We start from the raw sequence: 21,023 nt of genomic DNA on the forward strand, positions 1-21,023 counted from the left end.
CTTACTGCCCGTTAATGCGGGATAAACAGTAACTGAACAATAAAAAATGCCCCTAGATAACGAAACCAAGTCCGTTTCCATATAGGTTGTGCATTTTTTAATATATCCCCCATCTTACCCCCTCCTTAAATATCCATCATATTGATTATACACTTTCCTCACTTTATTTGTTAAAATTTTCTATATAATTAATGCTGTTTGGGGGGAATACATTATGTCTAATCCTATATTTACATCCACTTTAATCATTCTTAGAGGAAACTCCGCAAGTGGTAAAACAACGATTGCAAAACAACTACAAGAACATTTCGGACAAGGGACACTTTTAGTATCACAGGATATTGTACGTAGAGATATGCTTAGAGTACACGACACAATGGGTAATTTATCACATGATTTACTATTTGAAATTACGAAGTACGGAAAAGGAAAATGTGAATTTGTTATTTTAGAAGGTATATTGAACAGTCATAGGTATGGTGAGATGTTAAAAGAATTAATTCGTTATTTTGATGAAAATGCATTTGCATATTACTTTGATTTATCATTAGAGGAAACTATTAGACGACATAACACAAGGGACAAACGACACGAATTTGGTGAAGATTCCCTACAAAAATGGTATAATCCGCACGATACTATTAAGGTTGCCAGAGAAACTATTTTTACAGATAACTTTACGCAAAAAGATATATTTGATGCAATTCTTAATGATGTTGCGATCAAAAAACAAGCCTAACATAATATGTTAGGCTTGTTATGTATTTTGTATTTCAGTTTTTATAATTAAACAATCTATACATAAATAATAGTATATATTCATTTCCCCAAACTGGAAATTAACTACTGAAATAAGTCCACGTTCCTCAATATCTTGAGTAATTGTAGCAACATATTTCATCTCTTTCGCACAAGTTGGACACGCCAAATCCTTTGGAAGATCATCATATAACGGTACCCCTAATAATCTACATACATATTCAGAACCGAACAAGTCAAAAGCTTCCCAGTAACTATCTTCATCTATAGGTATATCTTCATTTTTCATATTTATAAGCTTTACCGTTGTTTTTGGTAATGAAACTGGTAACTTATATTCCTCTTCCATTATCCATTCTTCTATATTTTGCTGCTGTATGATTTGAACTGTTTTACCTCCATCACTTAACTGAAAATATTGCGGTTCCCACACCATCGCGCAGTTCAAGCATGAAACGAATGGTAAAATATTTAGTTCATTACTTTTAAGTTCAGCAAGTCTCCCATCTTTTAAATCAAAACAGAGAATTAATTTTTATGTTTTATTACAGATTTAGTAATAAGCCATTTAAAAATCCTATTATCCTTCTACTAAAAAAATAAAAGCCAGCCTCAATAAAGAGAACTGACTTCTATTTGGATAATTATTGTTATTATAAAATTTTCACTTTAACAGTTTGTCTTCCCCAATTCATAGCTTTACTTTTTGAACCCATTAAAACATCAATACGATTACCTTTAATTGCACTTCCAGTATCACCAGCGATAGCTTCTCCATAACCTTCTACCCATACTTTAGATCCTAATGGGATTACTTTCGGGTCAACTGCGATAATTCTCATATTCGGATTTGCCGTTAAATCATGCCCCATCGCAGTTAAAACGCGTCCACCATATGTACCATTTTCACTTGGATCAGCAGTATACGCTGTCGCTACTACCGTTAATTCACGTTTAGCAGACTGTATGTTGTTTTTAGATGCTTCTTTCGCTCTCTCTTCTTCTTTCGCTCTCTCTTCTTCTTTCGCTTTTGCTATTTCTCTTGCTTTTTCTTCTTCTTTAGCTTTTGCTATTTCTCTTGCTTTTTCTTCTTCTTTAGCTTTTGCTATTTCTCTTGCCTTCTCTTCTTCTTTAGCTTTTGCTATTTCTCTTGCCTTCTCTTCTTCTTTAGCTTTTGCTATTTCTCTTGCTTTTTCTTCTTCTTTAGCTTTTGCTATTTCTCTTGCTTTTTCTTCTTCTTTAGCTTTTGCTATTTCTCTTGCTTTTTCTTCTTCTTTAGCTTTTACTATTTCTTGCGCTTTCGGTTCTTCTTTGACTTTTGCCTCTTCTTTAGGCTTTACTATTTCTTGCGCTTTCGGTTCTTCTTTGACTTTTGCCTCTTCTTTAGGCTTTACTATTTCTTGCGCTTTTACTTCTTCTTTGACTTTTGCTTCTTCTTTAGGCTTTACTATTTCTTGCACTTTCGGTTCTTCTTTAACTTTTACTTCTTCTTTGACTTTTACCTCTTCTTTAGGCTTTACTATTTCTTGCGCTTTCTCTTCTTTTTTAACTTTTACTTCTTCTTTGACTTTTAACTCTTCTTTAGGCTTTACTATTTCTTGTGCTTTCGTTGTTTCTTTCGCTTTTGCTACTTTCTGCGTCTTTACTTCTTTCTTTTCTTTAACTGATTTTTGTACTTTCGCTACTTGCTTCGTTTTCTCTTCAGTTTTCTTTTCAGTTGGTGCTGTACTTGATAGGAAAGAAACGTTTGCATAAGCAGTTTTTCCTTTATACTCAAATTGCAGCCATCCGTCTTTTACTTGATGCGTTGATTCAATTACATCATCTTTTTTTAGTCTGCCAAGAATTTCTGAATCCGTGTTTGCTTCAGTGCGTACATTTAACAAATTCGCCGTTACATGATATACATCTTTTGTAAACTCCGAACTTACAAACACTTCTTTACCATTCAACTCAATTTTTGACCAGCCATCTTCGGTATTTATGACTTTTAACTCTTGCCCATTCTTTACTTTTTCGACCACTTTTGATTCTGTAGTCGGTTTTTCACGTACGTTAAGTACATCTGCTGTTACAATTGTTTCTGCGGTAGCAGTTGTGGTAAACGCTCCCAATCCAAAAACAGTTGCTGTTGCTGCGCCAATTACTTTTTTCATATTAACCTCCATTAAATTTTTTTGAATTTTATCAAATGCCTCCGTAAAATTGTATAATTTTACATAATATCAAAACATTTGCAACAGTATATTAATATTGTTTAATATACTGTTATTAAAACTCCTTACTCCAATACTATCAAATTCTCATTTCTAATTCTATATATTATAAATCTCCTTATCTTTTATAAAAGCTCCATACCCTTCTTCACACTAAATAGTTGTGGCAATTCCCGCCAAAAATAAACTTACGATTGCTAAAATTTGAGTAGCAACAATAGCCCCTCTTAAATGAAACTTATAATCTTTATATCCTTTCATACCTTCCGTACTAGGAATCACAACAAACCTTGGAGTAATCCAGCAAAAAATTAGCCAATCAATTATAAGTAAATCTACTAAATTGAAAATCATTAAAATACCAAAAGTGTGTAAATAGGCATCCATATACATTAATTTTTCATGCTTATGTAGTATATATGTAGAAATGAAAGGAGTACCGAAAAGAATAGTATTATATAAAATATTAAAATAAATGGTTTGCTTTTTTTCATGAATCGATTTTGGAAAAACTACTTTTTGAATATCTTTCGGATAATCAGTTAATGAAAGTCGAGGATTATAATATAAGGACCCTAAAATCATTACAGATAGTACAATAGACATGATGACACCAACGTACATCATTTGCTCAAATTGATTCATATACTGTATTCACCCTTTTCTGTAATTACTATGATGGTCATTCACTTAATTACATATTGTATGTACGTACATAATCAAAAATTAACAACTAGCTTTAATAGCAAAGCAAAATTGTTGCAATGCAAATGCAAATTTAATACAGTGGAAGCCTAATTGATACAGATAGGATTGGTGAAACCTATGAAAATTGAACATATCGCAATTTGGGTAAATGACTTAGAATGTATGCGTGATTTTTATATAAAATACTTTAATGGTAAAGCAAACTCGTTATACCATAATGAAATGAAACAATTTGAATCTTATTTTATTACGTTCGAATCTGGAGCAAGGCTTGAACTTATGCGTAAAAAAGGGGTTGAAAATAAGCCTAATTTAAACATAACTGGCTATGCTCATATGGCTTTTTCTGTCGGTAGTGAAGAACGAGTGAATGAACTGACAAAGGTGATAAAAGATGCTGGTTATCCTTTATTAAATGGACCACGTTTTACTGGAGATGGCTATTATGAAAGTGTAATAGGTGATCCAGAAGGCAATCAAATAGAAATTACGATTTAACTTACCCTTTTTTATCACCTCCATATTTTCCCACGGATTAGGCGGTGCTGTTGCTGAGGTGCCAAATGAGGCAACTGCTTACTTTTACCGAAAAGCACTATCAAACATGTCAATATTCGCTACTTGGGAGCAACCAGAAGGTGCCGCTGGAAGTATTCGATGGGTTGAAGACTTCCGCTTAGCGATGCTTCCATTTACAAAAGGTGTCTACGTTAATACGCCTGACCTATCCATTAAAAATTGGCCAGATGCATACTTCAGTTGCAACTTTGACCGATTAATGGAAGTAAAAGCGAAATATGATCCGAAAAATATTTTTAACTTTCCGCAAAGTATTCCGCTTTTTCAAACTATATATTACACCTAATATATTAAAATATAAAACATCCATTTTTTAAATGGGTGTTTTATAAATAAAGTTTACATAATATAATTATTGGTTAATTCTTTTACTAAATATCTATTCAACAATCCAAAGTAACACTTTCTCAAACTCTTTTTTGGACAACATACTTTCGTTTATATAGCCATTCTTTTAATTGTACTTCATCCAAAGCTCCGTTCCCCTCTCATGATCCTTCACACTATATTCGCTCGTTTTTCACAAAAGGTTCATTTTACATGAAAATTTATTTATTACAATAAAAATATAAGGTATATTTTTATGAAAAGGAGGAATTCAAGAATGAATACAGAGGATAAAATTTACGCTGAAAAAGTGTTAAAAAATCTCTTTATCGGATCACAAGTTGATGGATTACAATTTGGTATTTCTTCAGGCGCTATAAAGATTCAATTTACAAACTTTCACGACTCCGTTGATTATGACGAGCAATTATATATCAATATCGAATCAAAATGGTGTTTATTTAATAAACCTCAAAAAAGATACCCATTAAATGAAGATGAATTTGAAGTTTATTCTGAGGAAGAAGAATATGAAAGAATATTTAAGATAAGAAGACAAAAAGTTACCGATATACAACTTGGCTTAGAAAGCCCTCATTTAATTATTACATTAGATAGTGGACAAATTATTTTTTTAAATGGTTTTCATGATTATTATGAATGTTGGCATGCTGGTGTCCTATGTGAGCAATGGCTTGTAGTCGCTGCACCTGGGAATGAAATCGCCACTTGGGCTCCTGATGCGTTTATCGATAAGTAAACTGTCTTCACGAAGAAGAAACGAAGATATTTTATGAAGTACTATACTAATGAACTACATAATCATTTCTATTACACGTAAACAAAATGACCATTTTGCTTTAATAGAACTCACTTTATTAAAGTTGAAAGGATGATAATGATGGCATGTGTCCATGATTTTGGAATAATTGACGAATTTAATTCTCAAAAAAGTTACAATGATTATACACCAGAGAAATATCATTGTATTTCTGTTAATGATGATATTATCAGTAGTTTAAATCAAAATTTATCAATTATGAAAACTTACTTTCATACAGTCAAAAATCAGGAATACGGTTTAGCTTATTGTGGTATTACAATTATCCCTCCTGAATCTTTAGCAATTTTCTATGAAACAGTTACATCTTCAAAGTTCTTCAGAAAATCTGATGAGCTGAATGAGTTAGCTTCAAAAATTGTACAAGCTGCAGCAGAACAGAAGTACATGATCCATTATGGGGTTTAAATGTAATTCAAAAAATGCTTAGGATTTCTCCGAAGCATTTTTTGTATGTTACTAATACATTTATTCCTTAACCATTTAGTCAATGCTTGAGCCTATGGTCCCTTCTTTTACAAGTGAGGGCGCCCCTATTAATCTAAATAAGCGTCTCATTTCCAATCTTCCAGCTAAACCATCTCCCATGCCCTTCTGTTTCTCCAACCGTTTCACGATATTCGTTTCCGTTAATATAATAATCAATATGAAGGTCACGATCCCACATGTTGTTATACAGGTGGAATACATCACGTTTTGCGCCAATTTCTTGTATTTGTTTTTCTAACTTATGTTTTACTTGTTCTGGTATTTGATTTGCGACGTGTGTATGGAAAATACAAATAACAGCTTCTTCACTTATTTGTTCAATAATAGATGATAATAGCTCTACACCGTCTCCTTCTATTAATTGGACAGATTCATTTTTCACTAAAGATGCAGCTTGATCAAACATCTCAAGCCTTTCTTTATGTTCTGGCCAAATTAAAGCACGTAACCATAAATAATCTTCCTCATTATGTAAATCATTCACATGTAAGTCCAGTCCGATTCTTTCTACGACAGATGGGCTTTCTTTTAGAAAATGCGGCACATTCTCCCCTCTTATTTCAGAAGTTACATGCACATTTGAATCTATATTTCCGTACATTTCATCCGTCCCGTACGAATAACGATATTGGTCCCAGAACAGTTGCAACCCAGAACTTGTCCCAATTTCAATTAACGCTAACGGCTTCTTCACTTTGTTAAATATGTAGCAGAAACTTGGGTATAAGTATGCGCACCGTCTTACTTCATTTGTTTGAACGAGTTTCGTTTGTAACAAAGTAATGATTTCTTCTCGGTACTCTTTACAGAAATCTTTAAAATGATTAAAAGCTTTATCTAAATTTGTATCAGCATTTTCAACTAAACTACTATAATACGTTTTTAAATGATGTTCTTTCCCTGCTAGCAATAAATAATGTACTGCACCTAATAGTAAGTTTGGGACTGGTTGACCTACCTGAGCATAGGACGATAGTGTAAGTACTTCCTCATCTTCAGCAATTTTCATTGATAAATATTCATATAAATCACTTGACCCTTTACATTCCTTTATTGAAAAGTTTCGAAATAAGTTTGAAATTTGTTCTTTTGTACACATTAGAGTCCCTCCTTTTTATTTTTCAGAATAATCTTACCATTACAGAAAGAATAATCCCATAAAAAGGTACTCGATTTAGTCACTTAAGGATACGTAAGCTTTTTCGAGATAATTTCAAACTGTAATTTTTTTCTATTTACCACCTTAAAAGAGCTTGTTAAATAAGATTTTTAGCGAATAAAACGTTAAATAGTTTAAAATTATCAGATAACACTAGATATTTTAGTCTATTAATTATTATAATAGAGTATGAGATGGTTATATAATTGAGACAAAAAAGGTATACACCTAGGTGGGGCCTAGGCGGTGTTTCTCTTTTACGGCTTAGACATAGAAAACACCTACACTTTTTTGCCAATATAGGGGATGGAGAGATTATCATGAGCAACATGCAGCAAAAAACAGACGTTATCTTAATTGGTGCAGGAATTATGAGTGCAACGTTAGGCTCATTACTAAAAGAATTAGCACCAGAATGGGAAATTAAAGTTTTTGAAAAACTCGCAAGTGCCGGGGAAGAAAGCTCTAACGAATGGAATAATGCAGGTACAGGGCATTCTGCGCTATGCGAACTGAACTATACTTCCGAAAAAGCTGACGGATCTATAGATATTAGTAAGGCTGTAAAAGTGAATGAGCAATTCCAGCTTTCAAGACAATTTTGGGCATATCTTGTAAAGAGCAAATTAATTCGTAATCCACAAGATTTTATTATGCCACTACCTCATATGAGTTTAGTACAAGGGGAAAAAAATGTTGAGTTTCTAAAAAACCGTTTTGAAGCGCTTTCAAAAAATCCACTGTTTCAAGGAATGGAATTTTCTGATGCTCCTGAAACATTAAAAAAATGGCTTCCACTCATTATGGAAGGTCGCACATCTAATGAACCGATGGCGGCAACGAAGATTGACTCTGGAACAGATGTTAACTTCGGTGCATTAACACGTATGTTGTTTGATTACTTAAAAACAAAAAATGTCGAGCTAAACTACAAGCATAGTGTCGAAAATATTAAGCGCACGAAAAATGGTTTGTGGGAAGTAAAAGTACACGATATGAATAGTGGTAAAATTGAGCATCATACTGCTAAATTCGTCTTTATTGGCGGCGGTGGCGGTAGCCTACCTCTTCTTCAAAAGACTGGTATCCCTGAATCAAAGCATATCGGTGGCTTCCCAGTAAGTGGACTATTTATGGTATGTAAAAACCAAAAAGTTGTAGAGCAGCATCATGCGAAAGTGTACGGTAAAGCTAAAGTTGGCGCTCCGCCAATGTCTGTACCTCATCTAGATACGAGATATATAGACAATAAAAAAGCTTTACTGTTTGGACCATTCGCAGGCTTCTCACCTAAATTCTTAAAAACTGGCTCAAATCTTGACTTAATCGGTTCTGTAAAACCGAATAATGTCTTAACGATGTTAGCCGCTGGTGTAAAAGAAATGGGACTTACAAAATACTTAATTCAGCAAGTTATGTTATCACATGAAAAACGTATGGAAGAATTACGCGAATTCATTCCGAACGCGAAAAGTGAAGATTGGGATATTGTAGTTGCTGGACAACGTGTACAAGTAATTAAAGATACTGATGCTGGCGGTAAAGGAACACTTCAATTTGGTACAGAAGTAGTAAGTGCAGCTGACGGCTCAATCGCCGCATTACTAGGCGCATCACCAGGTGCTTCTACTGCTGTTCACGTCATGCTTGAAGTATTAGAAAAATGTTTCCCAAGCCGCATGGTAGAATGGGAAGAAAAAATAAAAGAAATGATTCCTTCATATGGCATTTCACTAACTGAAAATCCAAGATTGTTCCAAGATCTTCACACTTCTACTGGTCGTACACTTGGATTAAACGAAAAAGAAACTGTTCATAATTAATGCAGAAATAAAAAAACGTCCGATATATTCGGACGTTTTTTTGTCTACTAAAAATTATACTTATCAATATTATCTTTCGTAAATACAACTCGTTCTGGTAATACGATAATTCCGTTCCCTTCTGCCTCATAATCATATCCTTGAATGGAGTTTGGCTCTACTTTCACTTTTCCAATTCCTTTTACTTCGAAGCTATCCCCTACTTTTAACTTCTTCCCTTTTACAACAATTTCATTTGCTACATACGTTGCGAGAGCACCTTGTTGTTTTACATCCCATAAACCAAATTGTTGTACTGTTCCTCGTTTTACATAATCACGCATAACGTTCGGTGTAGAAAATCCAGTTACCACTACTTTTTTATCCATTTTTAAGTTTTCAGCTGCCTGCGCCATTGCTGGGAGTGCTGTTGCATCTGGACAAATAACTGCGTTAATATCTGGATACGTTTTTAATATGTTCTCCCCTACGGATAAAGATTTTTGTGCATTATTTTCACCGTACTGCGTCGTTACAATTTCCCAGTTCGGATATTTCTTTTTAATAATTTCTTTCGCTTTCGTTACCCATTGGTTTTGATCCGTTACTGTCGGGCTAGAATAAAAGAATGCTACTTTTCCTTTATCTCCAATTTGCTTAGAAGTCATTTCTATTAATAAGTTAGCAAGTTGGTCTGGTGTTCCTTGGCTTATATAAAAAGAACGATCTTTCGGATTCACATCAGAATCCCATGTTAAGACGGTCATTCCTTTTTTCTTAGCACGTTGTAGTGATTGCGATAAACCATCAACTGATGTAGAGGAAACCATAAGTGCATCATAGTTTTGGTTAATAAAATTATTTATATACTTTACTTGCCCTGATACACTCGCTTCAGACGGCCCATCATATTTCACTTGTACGCCTAGCTTCTCTCCCATCTCCTTTGCTCCTTCACCTCCCGATGTGAAGAAACCAACTCCTGTTAATTTCGGAATAAATGCAAATTTCACATCATCAGCCTTTTTCTTATCTGCCTTTTGGCTAGAACACGCAATTAAACCGATTAAACAAATACATACAATCAATACAATCCCTAGTTTTCTCTTCATGACATTTCCCCCTTATGCAAACTCTGTCTTTTCCCCGCTAAAAATTGATGTAATTTGAAATGTCTCATAATAACTGAAAGAATAAGGATAATACCTATTACTACATTGGATTGTTCATTTGTTAAACCCGCCATTTGCAAGCCATACTGCATGAGCCCAATGAAAATACTCGCCAGTACAGTACCGATAATGCTTCCTTTTCCGCCTGTAATAAGTGTACCGCCTAAGACGACTGCTGTAATGATTGGTAATATTGTTTCGCTTCCTATATCAGCACGTGCAGAACCGAAATATGCAGTTAAGAAAGCTCCTCCTAATCCACCTCCTAACCCAGAAAGTATGTAAGCAATGATTACTACTTTCTTCGTCTTAATCCCGGTGTATTTTGCTGCATTTTCATTCGCGCCTGTTAATTGTACGTGGCGCCCATATATCGTTCGGTGAAACAAAATCGTGCATACAATTGTTAATGAAATAAGTAGCCATAATAAATTGGGTATTCCTATAAAACTACCATTTGCTAGTTGTACATAAGTATCAGGTAAACCGCTTATCCCTTCATATCCAGAAGCACCCGCCCCTCCTGAAACGACAAGCGCAATTCCTCCGTATAAAAACATCGTTCCGAGTGTAACGACTAGTGGTTCTACATCTGTCATTTTTATAATGAGTCCATTTAAAGCTCCTGCTAAGCAACTGACTATAAGTGCCATTATTACTGCTAGTAAAATATGAATCCCATTCATCCAAAACACACCAATTAAAATCGAGGTTAGCCCCATAATTGATCCTACAGATACATCAATTCCTCCTGTTACTATAACAAAAGTCATTGGTATCGCCGCAATTGCGATAAATAGGAAATCATTTGTACTAAAAAGGAGATTACTAATATTTAAGAAATCGCTATTTATAAAACTAAAGAGAATGAATTCTATAAGAAGTAATATGATTAACACACCTTCCCATCTGTAAAAATACTTCATAGATTCATCCTCCTTTCTGCTTTCCACCTCTTCATGACGCTATCTAATATAATAATAAGTAATAGTAAAAAACCTGAAATAGCATTATTCCAAAATGCTGGTATTTTTAAAAAGACGAGTGAGCTACTTATTGTTTCTAAAAATAACGCTCCTAATGCAGCTCCAAATAAAGATCCTGTTCCTCCTTTTAAATGAATTCCTCCTAGTACAGCGGCTGCGATTACTTGTAATTCTAATCCTGTACCTGTTTGATTTGGGACGAACCCGATATTCATAACAAATATGCAACCAGCGAGCGCAGCGCTTATGCCTGAAATCATAAACGCATATATCTTCACTTTATTAACAGGTATACCAATAAGCCTCGCGCCATCTTCATTATCACCTACCGCATAAAAGTATCTTCCCAATGGCACTTTTCTTAAAAAGAAGTATAGTAGTAGTAAAATAATAAGAACGAACCATACAGTTATAGGTAAACCAAGAATGATGATAGATGACAGCTGCTTAAAATCGTTTGGAATATCTTCAATCCACTTCCCGCCTGTGAAGATTAACATTGCACCCCTAACAATTCCTAGCATCCCTAATGTCATAATAATGGCTGGTATCCGAAACTTTGCAACTCCAATACCATTTACGAAACCGATAATGGCCCCAAGTATAATAGCTACAAATATCGACAAGAATGCACTATACCCATTCGTTAACATCATTCCGCAAACTGCTGCACTTAATCCCATGCTTGAACCAACTGATACGTCTATATTTTTCGTAAATAAAACGAACGATTGGCCAATTGCTAGAACGACTAAAATAACGCTTGATTTCATCAGTAAAGATAACGAGTTAAATTGAATAAAACTAGGATTTATTATACCGACAATGGCTATATAAATTAGTAGTAACAGTATGATAGACGTTTCGTGCCTTTTATACATACGTTTCATTCCGTTACACCTCCGTATGCAAGGCGTGTAACTTCATTCACACTCAGTTGTTCTTTTTCCATATGAGAAACAAATCGCCCATTTCTCATTACATATACACGGTTTACTAATTGGACAATCTCTTCAACATCCGAAGAGATTAATAAAATTGCGAGTCCTTCCCTTTTCATTTTTTTTATCGTCTCATACACTTCAAGCCTTGCTTTCGCATCAATTCCGCGAGTCGGCTCATCAAGAATAATAATTTTAGGATTACATGCAAGATACTTCGCAAGCACGACCTTCTGCTGATTACCTCCTGATAAAGATGCCAGTTCTTTATTCATATTCTGTACAACAATTCGGAATTGTTCTATAAACGAATTAACTAAAGCGCTTTCTTTTTCTTGATTTATAAAAAAGCGATTATTTTGATATAAACTTGCCGCTGCAATATTTTCTTTAACAGAAGCAATTGAGAAAATTCCATTCCTCGCCCTATCCTCTGGCACATAAACTAGTCCTTCATCTAGCCTTTTATGCAAAGAACACGTATCAATTGATTTTCCACCCAATAAGATAGACCCTGATTTTATAGTTTTCAATCCAAATATCGCTTCTGCTAATTCCGTTCTGCCAGATCCTATAATGCCAGCAACACCTACAACCTCACCCGCATGTACAGTGAATGATATATTTTCGAATGCGTGACCATTTATATCAACCACTTCTAATATTTTTTTCGTCTTTACTGTCTCTTGAACTACTTCTATTTTCTCTTTCTGTTTATATCCTTTTGGCAATAGTCCCTCCATCAGCATGTCATATGTATAGTCACATACATCACCTTGGCTTACAACCATTCCATCACGTAGTATTGCTACTTTGTTGGCAATTTCAAAGATTTCTGGAAAACGATGCGTAATATAAATCATCCCAATTCCTTTTTCTTGTAAACTTTTCATCAACACAAAAAGACTCTTAATTTCGTGTGTTGTTAATGTCGATGTTGGCTCATCTAGAATAAGAATCTCAGCTTCTCTTATTAATCCTCTAACGATTTCTACTAACTGTTGTTGCGCAATAGATAACGATTCTCCCTGTTCATTAAGATCAATATCCCAACTTAAACTGTCAATTAATTGCTGAACTTTTACTTTAAGCTTCTTTCTATTCCCCTTTAATCCAATACATATATTTTCTTCAATGGTCATATGCGGAAAAATGAGCGGTTCTTGTGGTATTAAATAAATCCCTTCTTGGTGTGCTTCTTTTGGATTTGCAAACTGCTGTCTCTTTCCTTTCACATACATTTCTCCACTATCATACGAATATAACCCCGTTAATATTTTCATTAATGTCGATTTCCCGGCGCCATTTCCACCAACTAAAGCGTATATATCACCATGCTCTACTTGTAAGTTCACTTCCTTTAGCACAAGTTGATTCGAAAACGCCTTACTCATTTTCTTCACTTGTAATAAGGGCACATTCTCCACATGATGTCACCTGCCTTTACCCAGAACATTTTTTGAGAAAATGATTATTTGTTCTACTTGTTTTGTAGCATTGTATATTCCTTTTTTCATATCTAGAACACTTTTTTCAATGTACTATTAATCGTTTCAACTGGAATAAACAAAATATGTGACACATATGTTTAAGCATTGGTCAATTGTTGAAAGGGATGAAGAGTATGTCACAGCTGAACTTTGAAGAAAATTTATTAACTAAAGTAGCCTGGTACTATTATAAAGATCAATTAACACAACAAGAGATTGCTTCACTTCTTCATATTTCAAGAAATAAAGTCGTCCGGTTATTAGATAAGGCACGCAGTGAAGGTATCGTTACATTTCACGTAAAAGGAACCGGTTTGCATTGCTTGAGCATTGAACGTGACTTAATGAAAAAGTTCCACTTAAAAGATGCTTTCATTATCCCTACTCCAATAAACAATTATGCTACTTCTCTCGGAAAAGCCGCTGCACAATATTTAGAGACTCATCTCCAACAAGGTGATTTACTCGGCATCGGCTGGGGTGAAACGATAAGTAAAATGCTAGAAAACATTCATTTTGAAAGTTCTATTAATCTTTCATTCGTAACGCTAACAGGCGGAGTAAACCACTATCTCCCAAGAAAACAAAACTATTTACACTACATGCAAGGCGAACTTCATATTATTCCTACTCCTTTTCTAGCATCTTCTACTGAAATGGCACGAAGTATTTTATCAGAACCAAGTGTGAAAGATATGCTTCATGTCGCTTCACTTGCACATACAGCAGTTGTCGGTATTGGCGGGTTATCTCAAGACGCTACAATTGTAAAAGAAGAAAAATTAACGCTACGTGAAATGACATATATTCGAAGTCAAAACGGGGCGGGCGATATTTTAGGACAGTTTTATAATACGAATGGTGAGTTATTAGAGCTCTCGCATCATAATCGTCTAATTGGCACACCACTTACGATTCTTCGCAACATGAAGCATGTCATTGGTGTGGCTGGAGGTACTCAAAAGATAGATGCCATTTATGGGGCTTTAAAAGGGAATTTTATTCATACATTAATTACTGATGAAGAAACTGCGCTCTCCTTATTAAGAAAGGAAGGTGATTCTTAATGTCTACTTTATTAGCTTTCGATGCTGGTACAGGAAGCATTCGAGCTGTTCTTTTTGATTTACATGGCAATCAAATTGCAGTAAGCCAAAAGGAATGGGTTCATAAAACTGATCCTCGTTACCCCGGTTCTATGAATTTTGATGTAAAAGAAAACTGGCAACTTGTACAACAGTGTACGAAAGAAGTTCTGCAAAAAAGTAATATACTTCCCTCTTCTATTCAAGCTATTAGCGCTACAAGTATGCGAGAAGGTTTTGTTTTATATGATAAACATGGGCAAGAAATATGGGCATGTGCAAATGTTGATGGCCGTGCATCCGTCGAAGTTAGTGAATTAAAAGAAATTCGGTCACATCTTGAAAAAGATTTATATACAAAGTCTGGTCAAACTTTTTCATTAGGTGCTTTACCACGCCTACTCTGGATAAAAAAACATGAACCCGACGTCTATAATAATATTTACTCTTTTACAATGTTAAACGATTGGATTTTATATAAACTAAGCGGCGTACTACAAATTGATCCCTCAAACGGATGCACGTCAGGTATTTTTGACTTACAAAATAGATTGTGGGATAACGATGTCGCTAAGGAGTGCGGTCTATCTTTGCCATTTTCACCAACAGTAAATGAAGCTGGTACAGTAATTGGCAACGTTACAAAAGAGTGTGCAGCATTAACTGGATTACGTGAAGGGATTCCTGTCGTCGCCGGGGGTGGAGATGCTCAAATGGCATCGCTCGGAACAGGAATCGTGAAACCGAATCAAACGTTAATATGCGGGGGTAGCTTTTGGCAACAAGAAGTGAATGTTACTGAGCCAATAACAGATCCACATGCTGCGATTCGAGTAAATTGTCACGTCGTTCCGAACCTATGGCAATATGAAACAATCGCCTTTTTCCCAGGTCTCGTTATGCGCTGGTTTCGAGACGCTTTTTGCCAAGAAGAAAAGAAACTTGCTGATAAACTCGGTGTAGATGCTTATGAATTACTAGAAGAACAAGCGAAAGACGTACCTGTCGGTTCACATGGCATTATCCCTACTTTTTCAAACGTTATGAACTACATTTCTTGGCGTCATGCCGCACCTTCTTTTTTAAATTTAAGTTTAGACGCTGACAAATGCGGAAAAAAAGAACTGTTTCGTGCTATTGAAGAAAATGCAGCCTTCATTACACTTGGAAACTTAAAATTAATAAAAAATCTAACTGGCACATTCCCTTCTGAAGTTATTTTTGCTGGCGGTGCCGCTAAAGGAAAACTATGGCCACAAATTCTATCAGACGTACTCGGTATTCCTGTAAAAGTACCTGTTGTGAAAGAAGCAGCTGCTTTAGGAACTGCGATTGCTGCTGGAGTTGGTGCTGGCATATATTCATCTATGGAAGAAACTGCCGAAGAGTTTGTACAGTGGGAGCAAACATTCGAACCAGTTACTGAAAATCACGAACTATATAAAGAGTTCTATGAAACATGGAAAACTGTATATGACAGTCAGCTCGCTTTAGCTGATAAAGGGCTCACCTCACATATGTGGATTGCGCCTGGTGCACTGTAACACATTACATAAAGGAGTGAACTGTATGTTAAAAGCGAATGAAAATGACTTCTCCTATCGCTTCGGTGATAACGGGCCGAAATATTTAATACAAGGTCCAAATATTGATCTTGGCCTTGTTGTCATTCAACCGGGCCAGGAGTTTCAAAACCATTATCATACGACGTGCGAAGAGGTCTTTTATGCATTAGAAGGTGAAATAGATTTCTATGTGAATAATGAAAGAGTTCCAATTAAACAAGGTGATGTCCTGCAAGTTCGTCCTCATGAATCTCACTATCTTATTAACCATTCTGACAAACCTTTTAAAGCTGTTTTTATTAAGTCACCACATTTACCAAATAAAGATACTGTACAAACGGAAAATCCAACATTAACGAAGGAGTGATTTGGAATGACTTGGGGATTTAAAAATCGATTAAATACAATTTTACCTGATGGCAGAGCGGTAATGTTAGCAATAGATCACGGTTATTTCTTAGGACCAATTCACGGACTAGAACAACCACTTGAAACAGTTAAAAACTTACTTCCTTACACGGATTCTCTCTTTTTAACGCGTGGTGTACTTAGCTCCTGTATTCCTGAAAACTGCAGCACACCGATGGTTATGCGTGTATCTGGCGGTGCTACTGTCGTCGGTAAAGATTTAGCGAATGAAACAATTGTTACACCTGTAAAAGAAGCAGTGAAGCAAAACGCAATTGGCGTTGGCGTTTCTGTTTTTGTCGGATCAGACTATGAAACACAAACTGTTACAAATCTCGCAAATGTAGTCTCTGAAGCTCACGATTACGGCCTACCTGTACTCGGCATTACCGCAGTCGCAAAAGAATTACAAAAACGTGAAGCTCGCTTTCTAGCACTTGCTTCCCGCGTATGTGTTGAAATGGGTGCTGATATTATTAAAACGTATTACTGTGAAGGATTCGAAAAAATAACGAGCACATGCCCTGCCCCAGTCGTCATCGCGGGTGGCCCAAAACTAGATTCAATTGAAGACGCATTAAACATTACGTACAATGCGCTGCAAGAAGGCGCAATTGGAGTAGATATGGGCCGAAACATATGGCAATCCGAGCACCCAGCTGCGATGATTCAAGCGATACATGGCATTGTGAAAAATGGATTGAATGTGAAAGAGGCACTTGAACTTTATGATGATGTGAAGAATTAATGTGAAAAGACAGACTATTTATTAGTCTGTCTTTTTTACTTTACAGTGAAACTTTCTTAATCCGTCTTCTAATATGATACATACTTAAATTCTATACACCTTCAAATGATTACTCTAGATGATTACTATTAAGCTTTGAAACTTTCTTACCTTCTCTATAATCAAGACAAGACACTTCAATTAATAAGCCATTAAATACTGTAAAATAAAAACCATAACTACTACCTCGCATCAAATAAGGTTCCTTGTCTATTTCAATGCCGCCGGCTACTAAACGATTATACGCTTGATCCACTTCACTTGATGTATCCACTAAAAAACCAATATGAAAAGCTTCCGGATACGTAACTTCCTTATTCCCTTTAAATGCTTTTGGATCACTTAGTACAAGTATAAAACCACTCTCATCACTCATGACTACAAGTGCTTTCCCTTTTTGCTCCAAAAATTGAAAATCAAAAAATGTTTCAAAGAAATGTCTCGCTTCTGATAAATCATCAACACATAAATTTAAATGATTCAGCTTCATGTACTCATCTCCTTTTAAACAGAAGGTATATAGACTCATTTCCATAACACTTAAATATGTAAGGGAAAATATTCAAGCGTTCCGTCTAAGACTATGCTTTATAAGTCTAATATTTTTTTCTATAGCCTAGAACGTTTTTTAAATGAATGAAAGATTTCCTATCATTCCCATCCCCCCAGTAATAAAAAAGAGGATACATGTTTGCTTCTACAACATGTATCCTCTGCTTGTATATTACGACTGTTGATAAGCCGATTTCGATGATTTCACATAATAAACCGCATGATCCACATTAATAATATGATCTGGTTTTGGTTTACCACGGCCCGCTCTATGTCCAGCTAAGTGTTCTTCACTTGTTTCCCAGTTTTTCCATGCTTCTTCCGATTCCCAGCGAATCATTACGACAACTTCTTCGTCACCGCGTCTTACTTTTTTAACGAGAACACTTAAATCGATGAAGCCTTCAAATTTTTCAATTATGCCTTCTCCAGTAAAACGTTCTACAACTATATTTGATGTACCTTCTTTTACTGTAAATGTTTTCGTTTCGATAAACATATATTCCACTCCCTCTTTGTTATACGAATACTAGTATTCTTCTATTATAATTGATTATGATAATTATTTTCAATTGTAAAGTTTTAATTTTTTGAATTATGCTGATTTCTTTTCTATCGCCTCATCTAAAAATTTGAAATATGGAAGTAACATCCCTATTAAAGATGTAACACATATAATTGCACCGATAATTACATATAGCGCTCTTACTCCCCACATTTCACTCAATATTCCCCCTACTAACACACCTAATGGCATAGCGGATCGTATAAAAAATAAACGCACTGAAAATACTTGTCCTATCATATTATTTGGGACGATTTGTTGACATATTGTTGTGTTATGAACATTGAAAAATGCAATACAAATCCCTGCTATTACTTCAATTAGTATTGCAATGATAATACTATGATTGAATCCTAATGAAATGTATGTGATTCCCCCTATAAACAATCCTCCAAGCATAAGTATACGCCGGCTTTTATATGTTACTTTTCCGACTAATACTGAGCCAATTACGTAGCCAAGTGGAAAACCTGCCATAAAATAGCCGTACTCTGCATATCCCGCTAACAGCTCGTCTTTTATATAAGGAAGATTTATGACCATCGTTACCCCTACTCCAAACTGCACGAAAGTAAGAAATATACCGAGCCAAACGATGATTGGTTTTGTAAAAAAATATGTAAAACCTTGAAGAAATTGTTCTAGCCACGTTTTTCGTATATCTGTTGTAGTTCTCTTTTCTTTTATATAAAGTAAGAAAGCACCACTAACAAATAGACAAATACATACGAAAGATAATGTAAGTTCTGTTCCAATGAAATGAATGACTACTCCGCCCAATACTGGCGCAAGAAACATCATGAGACGAGTCATTCCATCAATATACGCATTTGCGTCTTGAAGTTGTCCTTGACTTACAATGCTCGGTGTAATTGCTTGACTTGCAGGTGTATAAAGAGGTGTAATAAGTCCCACTACAATTTGAACAACATAAATGTGCCAAACTTCTATACTACCTGTAACTAGCATCACCAAAGGTAATAAGAATACGGACGCCCGTATCCATTGTGAAAAAATCATAATCCACTTCCGGCTCCATTTATCAATAAATGGGCCACTTATTAATTGCAGTATGAGTGATGGGATGAAATATAATAGCCACATACTACTTAAAGCCATTTCCGATCCTGTTAACTCATATACTAGAATTGAATTACATAACGTTCCGAAAGCCCCTCCTAATTCAGAGATTGCACTACCAATCCACATAAAAAAGAACGAACGATTTTTCAATATATTTTTCAATTTCACACACCAACTTTTCTTTTATATTCCTCCCTTTATGTACATTCTCGTTGTTAATTATCTATTCAAAAACATATCTAATTCTTTCGCTAAAGACTGTACTGCTTTCTTTCTTAATACATATTTTCCGTCATGTATATCAACTAACTTCGCTGCACGTAACAATTTCAAATGATGGTGTACAGTCGATTTACCAAGCTGTAATCTTTCCGTTATTTCCTGTAATGTACGTTCTTTTTCAAATAACATTTTTACAATTCGCAATCTCGCCTCATCCCCAAGAGCCTTATGTTTTTGAACTAAAAAATAATTCGGTTCATACGGATCTTCAGGATGAATGCTTTCATTCGCAACTGGATAATGAAATACTTTCGTATCATCAATATCCGCTTCAATATTCCACGGTCTGTATGTCATTTGCGGAATAAGAAGTACGTGATGAACACTTGGCTCTGGCATATAGTTCACTCCGCCAGTCGCCCACTCGACAAACTCTTCCGGCTTCATCTTTTTATTCATTTCATTTTTCGCTTCATAATCTCGTTTTAATATAGAAAGTATTTGTTCTTCCTCTCTTTTAATAACACTCTCATACCAACCTGTCATAACAGCGATTAAATGCGATTTCAGCACTTGTACATCTACATTACATATAAAGCTAATATAAGTAGAAAAAAACTGATGATTATCTGTTAGTTCCTTTAGTTCGTGTATTGCACATACAACTCCCGTTGCAGCTAAACGTCTTTTCTCTTCATACTTCTCTCCTAAAAACGGTAAACATATAAATTTCAAATCTTCTTCTGAAAATGAATCAATTTTAAAATTAAACTGCGATAAATCTTGAAAATCCTCTTCATACAATAACTGGAGTAATGCTTTCCACGTATTATGTTCTTCTACAAACTGTAAGTGTTCTCTCATTTCTTCTGTTAATGCTTTCTTAATTTCTTCCCATTCACTTTGAGTCTTTTCAAGAGTATCAATTAACCTTTTATGAGTAATCGCTGCAATGCCAAGTGCACATTCGAAAAGTATCGAATATTTCACCTGAATGTTGTATGTTTCCCTTTTTCTGCTCGTTATGTGATAGACCTCCATTTTTATCCCCTCCTTGTTTGCTATATAACATATTCTATTTTTATCGAATTTTACCTTCTATATTTTTAGAACCGTTTTGCAACTTTAAAAAAACTTTAATCAATGAGCAAACAGAAAAAGGTTTATACTCTTTTCATTCTGACTCAATGAAAGCCTTGATTATTAAATATCATATTAAAAATGAGATTTTTTAATGGCTCAATTATACGTTGTATTTCACTCTCTTGTTCAACTATAGAGAAGGTT

21 protein-coding genes and 2 pseudogenes are annotated in these 21,023 nt (G+C 35.0%); 10 read left to right on the forward strand and 13 right to left on the reverse strand.

The features are described from left to right. Positions 1-29 precede the first annotated feature (29 nt). Positions 30-113: pseudogene (locus AC22L0_RS10995) on the reverse strand (YfzA family protein); the annotation flags it as partial. A 101-nt stretch (positions 114-214) separates the two neighbouring features. On the opposite strand from AC22L0_RS10995, the gene AC22L0_RS11000 reads away from it, so the two are divergent. Continuing rightward, positions 215-739 carry a kinase gene (locus AC22L0_RS11000; protein WP_000070079.1) on the forward strand — a complete coding sequence of 175 codons (525 nt, stop codon included), beginning with the start codon at positions 215-217 and terminating at the stop codon, positions 737-739. Positions 740-757: 18 nt separating this feature from the next. Here AC22L0_RS11000 and AC22L0_RS11005 read toward each other — a convergent pair. From AC22L0_RS11005 to AC22L0_RS11015, 3 genes and pseudogenes are all read right to left on the reverse strand, one after another. Then, positions 758-1,288 (reverse strand): annotated as a pseudogene (locus AC22L0_RS11005) (hypothetical protein); the annotation flags it as partial. A gap of 124 nt (positions 1,289-1,412) precedes the next feature. Beyond that, the gene (entB, locus tag AC22L0_RS11010; RefSeq protein WP_487272264.1) at positions 1,413-2,915 is read right to left on the reverse strand and encodes a cell wall-binding protein EntB; all 1,503 of its coding nucleotides are present in this window, start codon (positions 2,913-2,915) and stop codon (positions 1,413-1,415) included. A 213-nt stretch (positions 2,916-3,128) separates the two neighbouring features. Further along, positions 3,129-3,620 (reverse strand): hypothetical protein, encoded by a 492-nt coding sequence (locus AC22L0_RS11015; RefSeq protein ID WP_001071234.1) that lies wholly within the window; start codon positions 3,618-3,620, stop codon positions 3,129-3,131. A gap of 180 nt (positions 3,621-3,800) precedes the next feature. On the opposite strand from AC22L0_RS11015, the gene AC22L0_RS11020 reads away from it, so the two are divergent. The 4 genes from AC22L0_RS11020 (at position 3,801) to AC22L0_RS11035 (ending at position 5,838) form a co-directional block, all read left to right on the forward strand. Further along, positions 3,801-4,181, forward strand: a complete 381-nt coding sequence (locus AC22L0_RS11020) for a VOC family protein (protein ID WP_000687533.1) — start codon at positions 3,801-3,803, stop codon at positions 4,179-4,181. 58 nt (positions 4,182-4,239) lie between these two features. Continuing rightward, positions 4,240-4,548 carry a BBE domain-containing protein gene (locus tag AC22L0_RS11025; RefSeq protein WP_002196612.1) on the forward strand — a complete coding sequence of 103 codons (309 nt, stop codon included), beginning with the start codon at positions 4,240-4,242 and terminating at the stop codon, positions 4,546-4,548. A 318-nt stretch (positions 4,549-4,866) separates the two neighbouring features. Then, complete coding sequence (locus tag AC22L0_RS11030) at positions 4,867-5,349, forward strand: hypothetical protein (RefSeq protein ID WP_070757957.1); 483 nt, start codon at positions 4,867-4,869, stop codon at positions 5,347-5,349. Between the two features lie 138 nt (positions 5,350-5,487). Next, positions 5,488-5,838: a hypothetical protein gene (locus tag AC22L0_RS11035; RefSeq protein ID WP_002152719.1), complete on the forward strand. Its 351-nt coding sequence runs from the start codon at positions 5,488-5,490 to the stop codon at positions 5,836-5,838. Positions 5,839-5,971: 133 nt separating this feature from the next. Here AC22L0_RS11035 and AC22L0_RS11040 read toward each other — a convergent pair whose 3' ends face one another. Further along, positions 5,972-7,018, reverse strand: a complete 1,047-nt coding sequence (locus AC22L0_RS11040) for a DUF2332 domain-containing protein (RefSeq protein WP_087966992.1) — start codon at positions 7,016-7,018, stop codon at positions 5,972-5,974. A gap of 380 nt (positions 7,019-7,398) precedes the next feature. On the opposite strand from AC22L0_RS11040, the gene AC22L0_RS11045 reads away from it, so the two are divergent. Further along, positions 7,399-8,901 carry a malate:quinone oxidoreductase gene (locus tag AC22L0_RS11045; RefSeq protein WP_000069138.1) on the forward strand — a complete coding sequence of 501 codons (1,503 nt, stop codon included), beginning with the start codon at positions 7,399-7,401 and terminating at the stop codon, positions 8,899-8,901. Positions 8,902-8,948: 47 nt separating this feature from the next. Here the strand turns inward: AC22L0_RS11045 and lsrB are convergent, their stop codons facing one another. The 4 genes from lsrB to AC22L0_RS11065 are packed head-to-tail and all read right to left on the reverse strand — an operon-like array spanning position 8,949 to position 13,406. Next, positions 8,949-9,992 (reverse strand): autoinducer 2 ABC transporter substrate-binding protein LsrB, encoded by a 1,044-nt coding sequence (gene lsrB, locus AC22L0_RS11050; protein WP_087966990.1) that lies wholly within the window; start codon positions 9,990-9,992, stop codon positions 8,949-8,951. Further along, positions 9,989-10,978, reverse strand: coding sequence for an ABC transporter permease (locus AC22L0_RS11055; RefSeq protein ID WP_139894536.1), 990 nt, complete (start codon positions 10,976-10,978; stop codon positions 9,989-9,991). Before AC22L0_RS11055 ends, lsrB begins: the two co-directional genes overlap by 4 nt. Continuing rightward, entirely contained in the window at positions 10,975-11,928 is a 954-nt protein-coding gene (locus tag AC22L0_RS11060; RefSeq protein WP_048656543.1) for an ABC transporter permease subunit, read from the reverse strand. The genes AC22L0_RS11055 and AC22L0_RS11060 overlap by 4 nt, the downstream gene beginning before the upstream one ends. Then, on the reverse strand, positions 11,925-13,406 hold the full coding sequence (locus AC22L0_RS11065; protein ID WP_139894537.1) for a sugar ABC transporter ATP-binding protein: 1,482 nt from the start codon (positions 13,404-13,406) through the stop codon (positions 11,925-11,927). Before AC22L0_RS11065 ends, AC22L0_RS11060 begins: the two co-directional genes overlap by 4 nt. A gap of 179 nt (positions 13,407-13,585) precedes the next feature. Between AC22L0_RS11065 and AC22L0_RS11070 the strand changes: the two genes are divergently transcribed. From AC22L0_RS11070 to lsrF, 4 genes are read left to right on the forward strand one after another with little or no spacing between them, the layout of a single operon-like run. Next, positions 13,586-14,536, forward strand: coding sequence for a sugar-binding transcriptional regulator (locus AC22L0_RS11070; RefSeq protein WP_134995477.1), 951 nt, complete (start codon positions 13,586-13,588; stop codon positions 14,534-14,536). Continuing rightward, positions 14,536-16,098, forward strand: a complete 1,563-nt coding sequence (lsrK, locus tag AC22L0_RS11075; RefSeq protein ID WP_087966987.1) for an autoinducer-2 kinase — start codon at positions 14,536-14,538, stop codon at positions 16,096-16,098. Before AC22L0_RS11070 ends, lsrK begins: the two co-directional genes overlap by 1 nt. A gap of 25 nt (positions 16,099-16,123) precedes the next feature. Beyond that, complete coding sequence (locus AC22L0_RS11080; RefSeq protein ID WP_000909986.1) at positions 16,124-16,486, forward strand: cupin domain-containing protein; 363 nt, start codon at positions 16,124-16,126, stop codon at positions 16,484-16,486. A gap of 6 nt (positions 16,487-16,492) precedes the next feature. After that, entirely contained in the window at positions 16,493-17,275 is a 783-nt protein-coding gene (gene lsrF, locus AC22L0_RS11085; protein WP_000219782.1) for a 3-hydroxy-5-phosphonooxypentane-2,4-dione thiolase, read from the forward strand. 109 nt (positions 17,276-17,384) lie between these two features. On the opposite strand, the gene AC22L0_RS11090 is transcribed toward lsrF, so the two are convergent. From AC22L0_RS11090 to AC22L0_RS11105, 4 genes are all read right to left on the reverse strand, one after another. Next, positions 17,385-17,804 (reverse strand): VOC family protein, encoded by a 420-nt coding sequence (locus AC22L0_RS11090; RefSeq protein WP_000773085.1) that lies wholly within the window; start codon positions 17,802-17,804, stop codon positions 17,385-17,387. Between the two features lie 234 nt (positions 17,805-18,038). Further along, a complete protein-coding gene (hmoA, locus tag AC22L0_RS11095) occupies positions 18,039-18,365 on the reverse strand; it encodes a heme-degrading monooxygenase HmoA (protein ID WP_000469498.1) in 327 nt (108 codons plus the stop codon). Between the two features lie 96 nt (positions 18,366-18,461). After that, a complete protein-coding gene (locus AC22L0_RS11100) occupies positions 18,462-19,682 on the reverse strand; it encodes an MFS transporter (protein ID WP_087966984.1) in 1,221 nt (406 codons plus the stop codon). 51 nt (positions 19,683-19,733) lie between these two features. Next, on the reverse strand, positions 19,734-20,777 hold the full coding sequence (locus AC22L0_RS11105; RefSeq protein WP_087966982.1) for an ArsR/SmtB family transcription factor: 1,044 nt from the start codon (positions 20,775-20,777) through the stop codon (positions 19,734-19,736). Positions 20,778-21,023: the final 246 nt, after the last annotated feature.

Source organism: Bacillus sp. LQ01 (assembly GCF_057624735.1).